Genomic DNA, 15,729 nt, shown 5'->3' on the forward strand with positions numbered 1-15,729 from the left:
ACATAAAAGACCTAAAAAATTGTCTTAAAAAAATTTTTTAGGTCTTTTATTCCGAAAGGCACTTTTTCAGTGCCCTCACTTAAGCACAGTCTTTTATTTTTTATCTATATCTGAAAATTCCATTTCAAATAAATATTCTAATGACGAATCTACAATAAATTCATCATTTTCTTTCTCATTAACAAGCCTTATTGGAAGTGTAATAATTATTTTTGTTCCCTCATTTAATTTACTTATTATATCAATAGTTCCATTATGTAACTCTATTAATCCTTTTACTATAAATAATCCTAAACCACTGCCTTCATTTTGTCTTTTTAACCCCTCATTTACATCTCCTCTTTTAAACTTTTCAAACAAATGTGTCTTAAACTCTTCACTCATTCCCATTCCTTCATCAGATATTTCTATAATTACACTTTCTTCTTTTTTCTTCATATTTACAAATATACGTCTGCCATTCTTGCTAAACTTAATAGAATTAGATAAAAGATTTAATATTACTCGTTCTATTTTTAAAGTATCAATAGCTGTTATTATTTCCTCTTCCTCAGTATCAAAGATTACATCTATATCAAATTTTTTAGCCAAATCTACTATAGCTAATGTTACCTCTTCAACTATATTAACTATATTTTGATTTTTTAATTTCACGTCCATATATCCCATTTCTAATTTACTTACATCAATTAAATTATTTATATATCTTCGTAATCTATTTGAATTTTTCATTATATATGTTAATCGTTCTTGAAAATACTTAACATCAATATTATCTTCCTTTAACTTAATCATCAATAAATTAGTTGCATTTATAATAATATTAAGAGGAGTTCTTAATTCATGTGATATTGTAACTATAAAGTCTGTTTTTATTTTTTCTCTTTCCATAGATTCAAGTAGCAACATTTTGTTTTTTCTTGCTACTTTTTTATTTACGATTGAAATATAAATTAATGAGCATACACCTAAAATAATAATAAATCCAACAAACCATACCACAGCAATCCACTTTTTTGGCAATAGCAAATCATAAGGTTTCTTATTAATATATACTGTATTTTTAGGCAATTTTAATGGATTTATATCATACTTACTCATAGCTTTATAATTAAAAATAGGTATACTAAATGTATCATGTGCTGGAATTGCAGAAAATATATTACTACCAATTATAAGATTGTCTATAAGTGAACACAGCACCTCTCCTAACTTATAACCATCATTAACAATCCCTCCTATAGCCCCATCGTAAATATACTCTTCAAGCTTAGTGTAAATAGGCATTGAAGTTATTTCTTGCAACTCATCAATTAAACTTTTTGATGATACGACTCCATCGCCTACATCTTTTTTGTATGTTCCACATAAAAATATTGCTGCATTTTCTGGACTGATACCTTCAATTTGTTTCTTTATATCATCCAAATATGCCCCCTGGATAATATGATAATTAAAAGGTACTACTGCAACATCCTTTAAATTTTCAAAATTTTCTTTTACTGTTTTACAAAATATACTTTCATCTAAAAGTAAATAAATATCATTTACTTTGTTACCTGCCGTTAAAATAGTATTTATCATTTCTAAATTATCTTGAATTTCTAATATTCCTTTTATATACTTACTTTCCTCATTAGAAAGAGTTACATAATTATTTACTCCCGCAAAAATGATATTCTTTTCATAAATAAATGACTGATTATCAAACAATTTACTTCTAATTAATTGAAAAGCTTCATCATCCAATGTAACTATGTAATCAATATTACTGTCTTTATACTTTACATTCAAAAAATTTATAAAACTTTCTTCATATCCTTCTTCTTCAAAGCTTTCACTATCTAAAAATTCAGCCTTAACTGTATATCTATCTTTTCCAGCATCCCCAAACCCTTTAGTTATAGAAACCTCCCATTTATTTTTCGGTGAATATGATCCAATTATAAGAATCTTTTTATTATTATCATTTGCATAACATAAAATAGGATTTATAAATATAAAAATAACAGTACTTAAAATTAAAAAAATTAATATTATCTTTTTATACATAGCTTTTACTCCAATTTAATCTATTTGTTTATATACTGTGTATTTTTTCTTAAAAATATGAAAAAAGTTATGGAATCATCAATTCCATAACTTTTGAATTTTATAATAATTTATCTATTTTTAACTCTTCACTATCCTTATTTATAGCTCCAATATAATACTCTATTCCCTTACTTACGGCACCAAAATCCCCATGACCATCTGAACCAGCTGTTATTAATAAATCATTGTTTTCACAAAACTCAACACAGGTTTCTGTCATTAATTCTGAATTTGCTGGATAATAGCACTCTACTCCATCAATTCCTAATCCTTTTAATATTTCTAACTTTTCTAATATTTCTTCTTTGCTTTTATTGCTATAATAATTGCAAGGATGAGCTAAAACCACATATCCTCCAGCCTCATGAGTTATATTACAAACTTCCTCAACACTTGGAAATGCAAATTTTTCATGTCCACATTCATATTTTCCATAAAGCCTCATTCCGTCAAATAATCCTTCTGTCACCTTTCTATCATGAAGATAGTGTATTCCCTTCCAACCACCTTTTCTTCTTTCATATTCATAAGAATTATAATCATCTAATGATATATTTTCATAATCTTTTTCCATTCTTCTTATAAGTTCTACACTTGTTTCTAATAATTGTTCCTTTGCCTTATCAACTAATTTAAAGAAATTTTCATTATCCTCAAATTTATATGCTAATAAATGAACTAAATGTCCCTCAAATATTGAATCTATTTCTACTCCTCTTATAGCAATGATTCCTGCTTTTTCAGCTTCTTTTTTTAATTCTTCATAAGAATCTAATACATCATGATCTGTTATTGCTATAATACCTAAATTTTTCTTTTTAGCTTCTTCTACGACTTCTTTAGGAGACATAGTTCCATCTGAATAATATGTATGTATATGTAAGTCAACTAACATTTTCTCTTCTCCTTAATGTAAATTAATTTTTTCTTTTACTATTTTACATCAATTCTTAAAACTTTTCACATCTATTTTTTACTATTATTTTCATTTCCTTCTGCATATTATAGCATTTTTTTGTTTTCATTCTTATAAATTTGGGGTATAATAACCAATGGAGAATAAATTGATATACATATTTGTTAATTTTATAACACTGAATATTTTTTTATTTCTCTTATAAAAAATTGAAATATACGGAGGTATTGCCATGTTAGTTTCAGCTAAAGAAATGTTAAACAAAGCAAGAGAAGGAAAATATGCTGTTGGTCAATTCAACATCAACAACTTAGAATGGACAAAAGCTGTTCTATTAACTGCTCAAGAAAACAACTCACCAGTAATCTTAGGAGTATCTGAAGGTGCTGGAAAATATATGTGTGGATACAAAACTATCGTTGGAATGGTTAACGGTATGTTAGAAGAGTTAAACATCACTGTACCAGTTGCTCTACACTTAGACCACGGTAGCTACGAAGGATGCTACAAAGCTATGGAAGCTGGATTCTCATCAGTTATGTTTGATGGATCTCACTACCCAATAGCTGAAAACATCGAAAAGACTACTGAATTAGTTAAAGTTACTGCTGAAAGAGGATTATCTTTAGAAGCAGAAGTTGGATCAATCGGTGGAGAAGAAGACGGAGTTGTTGGTAAAGGTGAAGTTGCTGATGCTCAAGAATGTAAATCAATTGCTGATTTAGGAGTTACTATGTTAGCTGCTGGTATCGGAAACATTCACGGAAAATACCCAGCAAACTGGCAAGGACTTGCTTTCGACGCTTTAGAAGAAATCAATACAGCTTGTGGAAACATGCCATTAGTATTACACGGTGGAACTGGAATCCCAGAAGATATGATCAAGAAAGCTATATCTTTAGGAGTTTCTAAGATCAACGTTAACACTGAATGTCAATTAGCATTCCAAGAAGCTACAAGAGCTTACATCGAAGCTGGAAAAGACTTAGAAGGAAAAGGATTTGACCCAAGAAAATTATTAAATCCTGGATTCGAAGCTATCAAAGCTACAGTTAAAGAAAAAATGGAATTATTCGGATCAATAAACAAAGCTTAATTCCTTTTAATATAAAAAGAGCACTTTTGTGCTCTTTTTATTTTATCTTTTAAAATAATATTCTATATCGCCATATTCCTTAATTTTTTTAGCATCTATTTTTGATATTTCTTCTAATAGATATTCATTTATTAATTTAATATTATTTTCATAGTTACTATTATCAAGCTGTTTCTTAATCATACCTATAGAATTTTTTTGTGCTATATAAAAAGATAAAGTTGAAATTAATATAGCTTGTACAATTTCACTTTTATTATTACATATTCCAATGCTACTAGCTATCATACCTGTATAAACATTATCTATAAATTCTTCATCTGTAAAATATTTATTTTTATTCTTTATATAAAATTCATTGTATCCATCAGTTATATAATATTTTTCACCTTCAATAATTAAAACACAATTATTTCTTTTGGCAAATCCTCTATAATTAAAGTTAATATTTTCTTCTTTATTTTGAAGTGCTATTAGTGTATTTATTTCTTCCTTAGTTCCCTTTATTACATTAATATTGTACCTATTAATTAAACTAAATGCTAAATTTCTTTTGTGAATTATTGAATCTATTCCTTTGGCTTCTAATAATACTACCTCTTTTTTATTCATGGATATTAATTGTTTTTCTATATCCATAATATTTTCATCTTTTATTTCATCTAAAAAAATTAGTAATGTATTTACTAGACTACTATCATCATTACTTTCATCCAATTTAGATTTTACTTTTCCATTGTAGTATATAATTCCTCTACTTAAATCTTTTAATCTCTCAATACTAGAGCAACAATATACTCGAGGCAGTTTTTTCTTTTGCAAGTCTAAAACATAATTAATAGACTCCCCACTAAGCCTCATAAATTTTTCCTCACTTTATTATCCAATAGTGCAGTTTTGCCTAATAACATCTTATTCGACAAAATCTACTTTGTGCATCATAGTAGCTGGAAAAAATAAAGGGATTATCTCCAGGAATTAATATAATTTTCGTTAAGAATTTATATTATTCTCTCCAGAAAATTACCTAAAGCTTCGAATGTCGTTTTACTCCCTCAGCTTTTTAACGGTAATTTTCTTACGAGAATAATTAAATTCTAAAACTCAATTATAATATTCCTTACAATAATCCCTTCATTTTTTTCTTTATTACTAGATGTACTTCCTTAACCCCAATTTAATTTGGATTAGTTAATGTTTTTGGTAGAAGTAGTGGCAAGTTAGTTATTGATATTATTTAGTTTTCTATATTTATACATAAAAAAGAAATATTATATTAAAGAGAATATTGAAATTGAGCCGTAGAATTTAATAATTTACGGATAAAAATTTGCGTAAAAAAGATTATACTGTTTGAGCCTATAGGCAAGTTTTTAATCTTCAGCAAATTTTTAGGAGTAAATTATATAAATTTAAAGCTAGATTTCACTAATTCCCAGAAAGATAATATTTCTTTTTTTCGTTATTACACAGGATAACTAAACTACCACACAATAGCTCTATTCTTCGCCGAATACCTTTTTACGAAGTTCAAGTCCTGCTTTTGTTATTGCAACTCCCCCCATTGCTGTTTCTCTTAGAGATGATGGAAGACTTTTTCCTACCTTGTACATAGCTGAAACTGTATCATCAAATGGGATTTTACTTTCTACTCCAGCCATAACCATATCAGCTGTACAAAGTGCACTTATTGCACCTGCTGCATTTCTCTTTGCACAAGGAATTTCAACTAAACCTGCAACTGGATCACAAACTAATCCTAAAATATTCTTAATAACTATAGCCGCTGCATCTAAGCTCATTTTAGGTGTTCCACCCATCATTTCTACTACAGCTGCTGCTCCCATAGCTGCTGCTGAACCACATTCAGCTTGACATCCACCTTCTGCACCAGAAAGTGTAGCATTCATTCCAATTATCATTCCTACAGCTGCTGATGCAAATAAAGCATCTATAAGCTCTTCATCAGTTTTAGCAAGCTTTTCTCCTGCTGATAAAATTACTGCTGGTAAAATTCCGCATGAGCCAGCCGTTGGACATGCTACTATTCTTCCCATTGCTGCATTTACTTCAGATGAAGATAACGCCATTGCCATTGCTTTTACTGTAACATCTCCAGTTAACGTATTTCCTTTTTCTAAATATTTTTGAACTCTATATCCATCTCCGCCAATAAGACCACTTAAGGAATTAACTTTCTTTTCTCTTCCTTCTGTAGCTCCTTCTTTCATAACTTTAAGGTTTTTAGCCATCTTTTCATATACTTCTTCTCTAGATAGCTCTTTATCTCTCATTTCTATTCTTATAGCATATTCGCTTAATGATATATTTTCTTCTTCACAAATCTTTAATAATTCTTCTCCTGATCTTGCTAGCATATTATTCACCGTCCTTAATTGGATTAATCATTATTACTTTATTTATTCCTTCTATTGCCTTAAGATTTCCTATAATTTCAGATGTAACTTCATGATCAACTTCAAATACCATAGTTGCATCCTTACCTTTTTGATTTCTAAAAACTTTCATAAAAGCAATATTTATATCATTATCATAAAGAATTGATGTTACCTTAGATACTACTCCTGGAACATCTTTATTAGAAACAATTATTGTTGGATAAGCTCCAGTAAAATTAACTGTATTTCTATTAACAGATGTAACTTCTATACTTCCTCCACCAATTGAAGATCCAATTAATTCATAAGTTCCTTCTTTTCCTTTAATAACAAACTCAACTGTATTTGGATGTACATCTCCTAAATCAGCTTCTTTAAAATGTATTTTAAGTCCCATTTCTTTAGCTATATCTAACGAATCCCTAAGTCTTAAATCACTTGGTTCCATTCCTAAAATTCCAGCTACTAATGCTCTATCAGTCCCATGCCCTTTATATGTCTTAGCAAATGAACCATGTAAATAAAATGTTACTTCTTCAATATCTCCTCCAGCAACTGCTCTAGCTACTTTCCCTAATCTTGCTGCTCCTGCTGTATGAGAAGAAGATGGACCAACCATTACAGGCCCTAATATATCAAAAACTCCTACGCTCTTCATATGTTACCTCCATTTATTATGTAGTTTTACTAGTTGTTAGTTTTGAGTTAATAGTTAAGAGTTTAGGGCTAAACTCCTAAAGGAGTTTCTTATATTTTTCTAAATTCAACTCCGTTGAATTTATTCCCTAACTATTAACTATTAACTATTAACTATTAACTATTCTTAGTATTTGTAAAAAATGCTTCCTCCAATAAATTCTCTTAATATAGAATTTGGTGGTACTATATCTTTATCAACCTCTCTAAAGAATCCTAAAAATTCTTTTAATCTTTTGGCCTCTTCATAAACAATACTATCTTCTTTAATTTTTTCAAGCTCTTGAAGTGCATATTTCTTTAAAACACACAACTCATATACTAAAGTTGAATTAAACATTACATCTGCTTCTTCTTGGTAAACAAAAATATTCTTTTGCTCTCCTCTTTTAATCTTATGCCACATCTTCAACGTATCTTCTGCTCCATGACCTCTAGATAATTGATCTCTAACTATTCTTCTTACTCTTCTTACATCTGTTGTTGTAATCCTATTATGATTATCTAAATTTAATTGAGTTAGAGCAGAAATATAAATTTTAAACTTATATTTTTCATCAATATGTGACGTTAATGTTGGATTTAAAGCATGAATTCCTTCCACTATAATAACTCCATTTTTAGGAAGTTTCATCTTTTTACCTACCCATTCTCTTTCACCTTTTATAAAGTTAAACTCTGGTATTTCAACTTCTTCACCTTGTAAAAGTAAGTTTAAATGCTTATTAAATAACTCTGTATCTACTGACTCTATTGTTTCAAAATCATATTCACCATTTTCATCTATTGGTGTTTGATCTCTGTTTACAAAATAATCGTCTAAAGAAATAGGAACTGGAATTACCCCATTTACCCTTAATTGAATTCCTAGCCTATTTGCAAAAGTTGTTTTACCTGAAGAACTTGGCCCTGCTATTAAGACTAATTTAATATCTTCTTTTGAACAAATTTTATCTGCAATTTCTGCAATTTTCTTTTCATGAAGCGCTTCTGATATCATTATTAAATTTACTAATTCACCTTGATCAATTTTTTTATTTAATGCACCAACGTTACCAACACCTAAAATATCTAGCCATTTTTCAGTCTCTCTAAATATACTACTCATTTTTCTTTGCTCAACAAATTCTGCTAAAGTAAACTTTTCATAATCATTTGGTCTTCTTAGTATAAATCCATTATCATAATACATTAAATCAAAAACTTTTATATCACTAGTTCTTTCAGTCATAGGACCATAAAAATAATCATATCTTCCATCTAACTCATATAACTTAACTTCTTTAAAATCTACTTGTTCAAGTAAAAGAACCTTATCATACATATTATAAGAGTTAAAAATATCTATTGCCTTCTCTTTAGTAACTTTTATCTTATTTATAGGTAAATCTCTATCTATTAATTCTTGCATTTTATCTTTTATATCTTTTACATCTTTCTCATTCAAAGGTTCATCTTTAAAAATCTCTCCAAAAATCCCCCTGCCAACACTATGTTCAATTGTAATTTTAGATTTCGGGAATAAATCTAAAGTTGCCTTTATAAATATAAATTGCAATGTTTTAGTATATTTTTTTTCTATTTCTTCATTAGCCCTTACTTGTAAATTAATGTCTTTTTTCATACCTAATCCACCCTTCTAAACCATTATAATATCATTACTTAATTAAAAATCCATATTATAAAATTTAGTTAGAACCTTTATCCTTAAGTGAGATTCTAAATTTTAATTTAGTTAATTTAACTTACTCAACTACTGAAGTAAGTAAAGTTTTCATCTATTAGTTTTTTAATTAAAGTCTATATACTCTTATTATATACTGCTAAAAAAAATATTCTATTATTTTTATATATAAACTCCTTTTTATTTTTAAATTCTAACTTTATTAAAGAATAAAAGCATTTTATTTACAAATACTTTAATTAGAGGTGATTTTACTATGTTCATTGTCCTAATTAGAACAATTTTTTTATATTTTTTAGTAATACTTGTAATGAGATTAATGGGTAAAAGGCAAATTGGAGAACTACAGCCATATGAATTTGTAATAACAATAATGATATCAGACCTTGCAGCTTTACCTATGCAAGATACTAGATTACCTTTAATTCTTGGAATTATTCCAATTTTAACTTTGTTATTTATAAAAACAATATTAACTCAATTGCAGTTAAAAAGTCAGTTTACTAGAAAAATACTAGAAGGTGAACCTTGCATTTTAGTTTGTAAAGGTAAAATAAATTATCAAGCTTTAAAAAGACAACAAATTAATTTAGATGAGCTTATGGAAGAATTACGATTAGCAGGTTATTTTGATTTAAACGAAATTCAATATGCTATTTTAGAAAATAATGGTCAACTATCTTTTTTAACTTCTCAAAGCAGTTCTTCTGGCGGAGGTGGATGTAATACTTCTTGCAGTACTAATACTCAGCCATTATCATCTGGAAGCCAAAATAGTTCATCTGCCCAAAGTAGTTCTAGTAATTCTCCAAACTCTAATAGCAATACTTCTGGAAGCGAAAGTTCTTCTAAAAACAATAAAAAAAGTAATCCTACTAATTCTAGCGGAACTAGTAGTTCACAATCTTCCGGAAGTTCAAGTAATTCTGGAAACAGTAGTGCTACTCAACCACCTAGTTTACCTATAATTTATGTATTAGATGGTCATGTTAATAAAAACGCTTTAACAACTAGTGGTAAAAATAAGGTATGGATCGAGCAGGAATTAAAAAAACGTCATATAGATTCAATTAAAGATGTATTAATAGCTATGATTGATACTCAAGGAAAATTTTATTATCAACTTTATGATAAAAATGAAAAAGAGAAAGGAGCTAAAAAATGAAAAACTCATTATTTTCTATTTTTCTCTTTATAATATTATTAGGATTTTTAACCTATACAGATATTAGCTTTAAAAACCTTTGTTCAGAAGTAATAGATATGTGTGAAGAAATGGAAACTACTATGAAATCATCATCAAAAGAAGAAAATTTTAAAAATGCAATGGATATATATGATTTAATCCAAGATAAAGGTAAATTTGCTGCTATATATATAAACCATGTCGATTATGATGTAATGTTAAATGAAGCATTAAAATTAACTGTATATATTGAAAATGATGATCCTAGTGAAAGTGAAGCTTCTCTTCACCTCTTAAAGTCTAGCACAGAACATATGAAAAAATTACAAGTTCCAAATATAGAAAACATATTTTAACTAATAATTAGAAGGTATTCTCTATTTACCTTCTAATTTTTTCGCTTAGCAATATCTTAAATCATATAAATTAACTCTTTAAGCAATATCCATATATATTAATATTCATGAATATTCTCGGCATATAAATCATATTATTCTTATTATATTTATGCATAATTCTTTCTTATTTTCATGCATAAATATATTTTTTATGCAAATTTAAAAATAACCATTGCATAATTATACATAGATGTGTATAATTATAAACATCAAGTTTATACCCATTCAATGGATTTAAATACAATGATTGGTTTATAGTAAATGATAACTATTAACTAAATTAAAGGGGGCTTTTATATATGAAAAAATTTAATAAAGTTGTTTTAGCTTATTCAGGAGGGCTTGACACATCAATAATAATATCTTGGCTTAAAGAAACTTATGGTTGTGAAGTTATAGCAGTTGTTGGTAATGTGGGACAAGCAGATGAGCTAGAAGGACTAGAAGAAAAAGCATTAAAAACTGGGGCATCAAAAATATATATTGAAGATTTAACAAAGGAATTTGTTTACGATTATATCTTCCCTACACTTCAAGCTGGGGCAGTGTATGAAGGAAAATATTTATTAGGAACTTCTTTTGCTAGACCTTTAATTGGAAAGAGACTTGTAGAAATTGCAGAAAAGGAAGGTGCAGATGCAATTTGTCACGGTTGTACAGGAAAAGGAAATGATCAAGTTCGTTTTGAACTTGCAGTTAAAAACTTTGCCCCTGAAATGCCAATTATAGCACCTTGGAGAATTTGGGATATAAAATCTCGTGAAGAAGAGATTCAATATGCTTTAGATAGAGAAATTCCAATAAAAATTACTTACGAAACTAATTATAGTAAAGATAAAAACCTGTGGCATTTAAGCCATGAAGGTTTAGATTTAGAATTTCCTGAAAATGAACCTAAATATGATAAGATTTTAGAAATGTGTAACACCATAGAATCTGCACCTGATAAAGCAACTTATATTACTTTAACTTTTGAAAAGGGCATTCCCGTTGCACTTAATGGTATAAAAATGGATGGTGTTTCATTAATAGAAGAATTAAATAAAATCGGTGGAGAAAATGCTATAGGTATTATGGATATGGTAGAAAATAGGCTTGTTGGTATGAAATCAAGAGGTGTTTACGAAACTCCAGGTGGAACTATTCTTTACAAAGCACATGCTGACTTAGAAGAACTTTGCTTAGATAAAGCTACTCACCACTTTAAACAATCAATTGCATTAAAATTTGCAGATTTAGTTTACAATGGCGAATGGTTTACTCCACTAAGAGAAAGTCTTTCAGCTTTTGTTTCTAAAACTCAAGAAACAGTTACTGGTGATGTTAAGCTTAAACTATATAAAGGCAATATTGTTAATGCCGGAATGAACTCTCCTTATTCATTATACAGCGAAGAATATGCTACTTTCGGTGAAGATGGCGTATACAATCAAAAAGACTCTGAAGGATTTATAAATCTTTATGGTTTACCAACAGTTGTAAATTCAAAGATGAAAGATTCTTTAAAGAAGAAGGATAAATAAAATGAAGCTTTGGGGTGGAAGATTTACAGAGGGAGTTAATGAGTTAGTTAATACCTTTAACTCCTCTATTTCAATTGATTCAAGAATGTATAAGGAAGATATCGAGGGTAGTCTTGCTCACGTTAAAATGTTAGGTAAGCAAGGAATTATTCCTCTTAAGGATAGTGGAAAAATAATTGAAGGCTTAAAAGAAATATTAATTAGAATTGATAATGGAACTATACAAATAGATAATGATTCAGAAGATATTCATAGCTTTATTGAAAGTATTTTAACCTATTATATTGGTGATGAAGGTAAAAAGCTTCATACTGGTAGAAGTAGAAATGACCAAGTTACTTTGGATACAAAACTATATTTAAAGAAATATTTAAAAACAATTATTGATGAAGTATTAAATCTTCATACTACACTGTTAGAAAAGGCAAAAAAAAATATAAATACAATAATGCCTGGTTATACTCATATGCAGAAAGCTCAGCCAATTACATTTGCACATCATTTATTGGCATATTGCGAAATGTTTAAAAGAGATATAGGCAGACTTTTTGACTGCTATAAGAGACTTGATGAAATGCCTCTTGGAAGTGGAGCTTTAGCAACCTCTACATACCCTATTGACAGGGAGTTTGTAGCATCACAGCTTGGCTTTTCTAAAATCACTCTTAACAGTTTAGACTCTGTTTCTGATAGAGATTATGCAATTGAATCTCTTTCTGCACTTTCATTAATAATGATGCACCTATCAAGGTTTTCTGAAGAAATTATACTTTGGTGCACTGGTGAATTTAATTTTATAGAGCTAGATGATGGTTATAGTACTGGAAGCAGTATAATGCCTCAAAAGAAAAATCCTGATGTTGCAGAATTAGTTAGAGGTAAGTGTCCTAGGGTTTATGGTGATTTAATGACATTACTTACTGTAATGAAAGGAATCCCCCTTGCATATAACAAAGATATGCAAGAAGATAAAGAAGCTTTATTTGATGGCTTAGATACTGCTCTTCTTTCACTTCAAACGTTTAATGGAATGATAAAAACTATGAAAGTAAAAAAGGATAATATGAAAAAATCAGCTTCTGGTGGATTTACTAATGCTACTGATGTTGCAGATTATCTTGTTAAAAAAGGAATGGCATTTAGAAGTGCTCATGAGGTTGTTGGTAGAATAGTCCTTTATTGCATTGATAAAGATATTGCTATAGATGATTTAACTCTAAAAGAATTTAAAGAATTTTCTCCTATTTTTGAAGAAGATATATATAAAGCAATTGATTTATTAACTTGTGTTGAAGAAAGAAGTGTCATTGGGGGCCCTAGTTCTTCATCAGTAAAAATGCAAATTGAATTTTTAGAAAAATTTATTAAAACAAATAAGGAGAATTTATCATGTTTAAAGTAGGAATAATTGGGGCCACAGGATATGTTGGAGTTGAATTATTAAGGCTTTTACTTAATCATGATGATGTTATAGTTACAGCTATCTCCTCTTCTACTTTTAAAGATGAGGAGATAAGCTCTGTATACAGAAGCTTTTTTAATAAAACAACTTTGGTATGTGAAGATAAAAGTGAAGTTATCAATAAATGTGATGTAATATTTACTGCTCTTCCTCATGGTTTAAGTGAAGAAATTGCAGCAGAAGCAATAAGCAAAAATAAGAAGGTAATAGATTTAGGGGCTGATTTTAGATTAAATTCTGAAGAATCTTATGAAGAATGGTATGGAAAGAAATTTGCTTGCAAATCTCTTCATCCTCAAAGCATTTATGGATTACCAGAATTTAATGGTTCTAAAATTAAAGAATATAATATAGTTGCTAATCCAGGTTGTTATCCAACAAGTATTTCACTTGGACTTATGCCACTACTAAAAAATAATTTAATTAATACTACAAATATAATTTGTGATTCAAAATCTGGAATTACTGGAGCTGGAAGAGGTCTTTCACTAAAGACGCATTTTGCAGAAGCAAATGAAAATTTTACAGCTTACGGAATTGGAAGTCATAGACATACTCCTGAAATAGAAGAAACATTGTCCTATATAGCAAATGAATGTGTAGAAGTAACATTTACACCTCATCTATTACCAATCAATCGCGGAATATTATCTACAATTTACTGCGAAACTAAAGATAATCTTACCTTAGAAAAGATCCATGAAATATATACGAAACAATACGAAAATGAAGAATTTGTACATGTATTACCATTAGGTAACACTGCCGAGATAAAACATGTAAAATATACTAACAACTGTCATATATCTCTTCATCAAAATTATAGAAAAGATAAGTTAATTATAGTTAGTGTTATCGACAATATGGTTAAAGGAGCTGCTGGACAAGCTATTCAAAATATGAATATTATATTAGGTTTACCTCAAAATACTGGACTTAAACTAATAGCTCCAAGCTTTTAATTAAAGGATGTGTAATTTTATGATTAATATAGATGAAAATTTAACTGTAACTTCTCCTGTTGGTTTCAAAGCTTCAGGAATTCATTGTGGATTAAAAAAAAGTTTATTAAAAAAAGATTTAGCTTTAATATACTCTGATGTTGTTGCTACTTCTTGTGGAGTATATACCAAAAATAAAGTTAAGGGTGCTCCTCTTACTATAACCAAGCAGCACTTAGTTAATAAAAAGGCTCAAGCAATAATAGTTAATAGTGGAAATGCCAACACTTGTAATGGTGATGATGGCTTAGCTAAAGCAAAAAAAATGGCTACTCTTTGTGCTAAAGAATTAAGTATAAAAAATGATGATGTTCTTGTTGCTTCTACTGGTGTAATCGGTGTTCCTTTGAATATAGATGCAATAAAAGATGGAATTCCTCAACTAGTTGGAAGTTTATCATCTAATATTGAATCTGCTAAAAATGCATCTATGGCTATTATGACTACAGATACTATTGAAAAGCAAGCAGGAGTAGAAATTGAGCTTAATGGTAAAAAAGTTACTATAGCTGCAATGGCTAAAGGATCTGGAATGATTCATCCAAACATGGCTACTATGCTTTCTTTTATAACAACAGACCTTTCTATATCCCCTTCTCTACTTAAAGAAGCCTTAAAACAAAGTGTTAATGTTTCTTACAATAGAATAAGTGTTGATGGTGATTCCAGCACTAATGATATGGTGTTAATTATGGCAAATGGTCTTGCCCATAATGAAACTATAACTGAAAAAAATGATGATTATAATTTATTTTTAGAAGCATTAACAGCTTTAAATATTTATATATCAAAGAAAATAGCCAAGGATGGTGAAGGTGCCACCAAACTTATAGAATGTACTGTAAAAAATGCATTATCAATAGAAGATGCAGAAACTCTTTCTAAAAGTGTAGTTACGTCAAGCCTTGTTAAAGCAGCTATGTTTGGTAGTGATGCTAACTGGGGAAGAATTCTTTGTGCTTTAGGATACTCTAATATAGATTTCGATCCTGAAAAAGTAGATGTTTCTTTTGCTAGTGAAACTGGAACAATATTAGTTTGTAAAGCTGGTTCTCCAGTAAACTTTGATGAAAAAAAAGCAAAGGAAATTCTATTACAAAATGAAGTCAAAATTTTAGTTAATATGAATTTAGGCTCTTCTGAAGTAACAACTTGGGGCTGTGATTTAACTTATGATTACGTAAAAATAAACGGGGATTACCGTAGTTAAGAATACTTTATTATGTTTTAGAGTTAAATTTTATTAATGATTTAACTCCTGAATGACACAGTAA

The 15,729-nt window shown here is 28.8% G+C and carries 12 protein-coding genes and 2 pseudogenes; 8 read left to right on the forward strand and 6 right to left on the reverse strand.

The genetic code is table 11. The annotated features are described in order from the left end of the window. Positions 1–93: 93 nt before the first annotated feature. Positions 94–2,052 (reverse strand): HAMP domain-containing sensor histidine kinase, encoded by a 1,959-nt coding sequence (locus HCG70_RS14445; RefSeq protein ID WP_195951398.1) that lies wholly within the window; start codon positions 2,050–2,052, stop codon positions 94–96. Positions 2,053–2,152: 100 nt separating this feature from the next. Next, positions 2,153–2,989 (reverse strand): PHP domain-containing protein, encoded by an 837-nt coding sequence (locus HCG70_RS14450; protein WP_042398508.1) that lies wholly within the window; start codon positions 2,987–2,989, stop codon positions 2,153–2,155. 253 nt (positions 2,990–3,242) lie between these two features. Between HCG70_RS14450 and fba the strand changes: the two genes are divergently transcribed. Then, a complete protein-coding gene (fba, locus tag HCG70_RS14455) occupies positions 3,243–4,106 on the forward strand; it encodes a class II fructose-1,6-bisphosphate aldolase (protein ID WP_042398511.1) in 864 nt (287 codons plus the stop codon). Between the two features lie 42 nt (positions 4,107–4,148). Here the strand turns inward: fba and HCG70_RS14460 are convergent, their stop codons facing one another. From HCG70_RS14460 to HCG70_RS14475, 4 genes are all read right to left on the reverse strand, one after another. Then, positions 4,149–4,967, reverse strand: coding sequence for a hydroxyethylthiazole kinase (locus tag HCG70_RS14460; protein ID WP_042398514.1), 819 nt, complete (start codon positions 4,965–4,967; stop codon positions 4,149–4,151). A gap of 638 nt (positions 4,968–5,605) precedes the next feature. Then, positions 5,606–6,484 carry an L-serine ammonia-lyase, iron-sulfur-dependent, subunit alpha gene (gene sdaAA, locus HCG70_RS14465; protein ID WP_042398517.1) on the reverse strand — a complete coding sequence of 293 codons (879 nt, stop codon included), beginning with the start codon at positions 6,482–6,484 and terminating at the stop codon, positions 5,606–5,608. Position 6,485: 1 nt separating this feature from the next. Then, positions 6,486–7,163 carry an L-serine ammonia-lyase, iron-sulfur-dependent subunit beta gene (gene sdaAB, locus HCG70_RS14470; RefSeq protein WP_042398521.1) on the reverse strand — a complete coding sequence of 226 codons (678 nt, stop codon included), beginning with the start codon at positions 7,161–7,163 and terminating at the stop codon, positions 6,486–6,488. Positions 7,164–7,328: 165 nt separating this feature from the next. Next, the gene (locus HCG70_RS14475) at positions 7,329–8,825 is read right to left on the reverse strand and encodes a nucleoside kinase (protein WP_221697906.1); all 1,497 of its coding nucleotides are present in this window, start codon (positions 8,823–8,825) and stop codon (positions 7,329–7,331) included. A 316-nt stretch (positions 8,826–9,141) separates the two neighbouring features. On the opposite strand from HCG70_RS14475, the pseudogene HCG70_RS17510 reads away from it, so the two are divergent. The 7 genes and pseudogenes from HCG70_RS17510 to argJ form a co-directional block, all read left to right on the forward strand. After that, a pseudogene (locus tag HCG70_RS17510) lies at positions 9,142–9,588 on the forward strand (DUF421 domain-containing protein); the annotation flags it as partial. A 234-nt stretch (positions 9,589–9,822) separates the two neighbouring features. Next, positions 9,823–10,050 (forward strand): annotated as a pseudogene (locus tag HCG70_RS17845) (YetF domain-containing protein); the annotation flags it as partial. Further along, positions 10,047–10,427, forward strand: coding sequence for a DUF4363 family protein (locus tag HCG70_RS14485; protein WP_042398531.1), 381 nt, complete (start codon positions 10,047–10,049; stop codon positions 10,425–10,427). The pseudogene HCG70_RS17845 and the gene HCG70_RS14485, both read left to right, overlap by 4 nt. Positions 10,428–10,768: 341 nt before the next feature. After that, positions 10,769–11,992, forward strand: a complete 1,224-nt coding sequence (locus HCG70_RS14490) for an argininosuccinate synthase (protein WP_042398534.1) — start codon at positions 10,769–10,771, stop codon at positions 11,990–11,992. A gap of 1 nt (position 11,993) precedes the next feature. After that, the gene (gene argH / locus HCG70_RS14495) at positions 11,994–13,394 is read left to right on the forward strand and encodes an argininosuccinate lyase (RefSeq protein ID WP_221697907.1); all 1,401 of its coding nucleotides are present in this window, start codon (positions 11,994–11,996) and stop codon (positions 13,392–13,394) included. Beyond that, positions 13,382–14,416 carry an N-acetyl-gamma-glutamyl-phosphate reductase gene (argC, locus tag HCG70_RS14500; protein WP_221697908.1) on the forward strand — a complete coding sequence of 345 codons (1,035 nt, stop codon included), beginning with the start codon at positions 13,382–13,384 and terminating at the stop codon, positions 14,414–14,416. Before argH ends, argC begins: the two co-directional genes overlap by 13 nt. A gap of 19 nt (positions 14,417–14,435) precedes the next feature. Further along, on the forward strand, positions 14,436–15,665 hold the full coding sequence (gene argJ / locus HCG70_RS14505; RefSeq protein WP_042398542.1) for a bifunctional ornithine acetyltransferase/N-acetylglutamate synthase: 1,230 nt from the start codon (positions 14,436–14,438) through the stop codon (positions 15,663–15,665). Positions 15,666–15,729 lie beyond the last annotated feature (64 nt).

It is taken from the genome of Clostridium sp. K04, assembly GCF_019734375.1.
Lineage (GTDB): Bacteria > Bacillota > Clostridia > Clostridiales > Clostridiaceae > Clostridium > Clostridium saudiense.

Bases quoted from the DNA above. Each gene is read 5' to 3' on its own strand.
- HCG70_RS14445 (WP_195951398.1), bottom strand. From the start codon at position 2,052: ATGTATAAAAAGATAATATTAATTTTTTTAATTTTAAGTACTGTTATT.
- argJ (WP_042398542.1), top strand. From the start codon at position 14,436: ATGATTAATATAGATGAAAATTTAACTGTAACTTCTCCTGTTGGTTTC.
- HCG70_RS14475 (WP_221697906.1), bottom strand. From the start codon at position 8,825: ATGAAAAAAGACATTAATTTACAAGTAAGGGCTAATGAAGAAATAGAA.
- argC (WP_221697908.1), top strand. From the start codon at position 13,382: ATGTTTAAAGTAGGAATAATTGGGGCCACAGGATATGTTGGAGTTGAA.
- HCG70_RS14490 (WP_042398534.1), top strand. From the start codon at position 10,769: ATGAAAAAATTTAATAAAGTTGTTTTAGCTTATTCAGGAGGGCTTGAC.
- fba (WP_042398511.1), top strand. From the start codon at position 3,243: ATGTTAGTTTCAGCTAAAGAAATGTTAAACAAAGCAAGAGAAGGAAAA.
- sdaAA (WP_042398517.1), bottom strand. From the start codon at position 6,484: ATGCTAGCAAGATCAGGAGAAGAATTATTAAAGATTTGTGAAGAAGAA.
- HCG70_RS14450 (WP_042398508.1), bottom strand. From the start codon at position 2,989: ATGTTAGTTGACTTACATATACATACATATTATTCAGATGGAACTATG.
- HCG70_RS14485 (WP_042398531.1), top strand. From the start codon at position 10,047: ATGAAAAACTCATTATTTTCTATTTTTCTCTTTATAATATTATTAGGA.
- sdaAB (WP_042398521.1), bottom strand. From the start codon at position 7,163: ATGAAGAGCGTAGGAGTTTTTGATATATTAGGGCCTGTAATGGTTGGT.
- HCG70_RS14460 (WP_042398514.1), bottom strand. From the start codon at position 4,967: ATGAGGCTTAGTGGGGAGTCTATTAATTATGTTTTAGACTTGCAAAAG.
- argH (WP_221697907.1), top strand. From the start codon at position 11,994: ATGAAGCTTTGGGGTGGAAGATTTACAGAGGGAGTTAATGAGTTAGTT.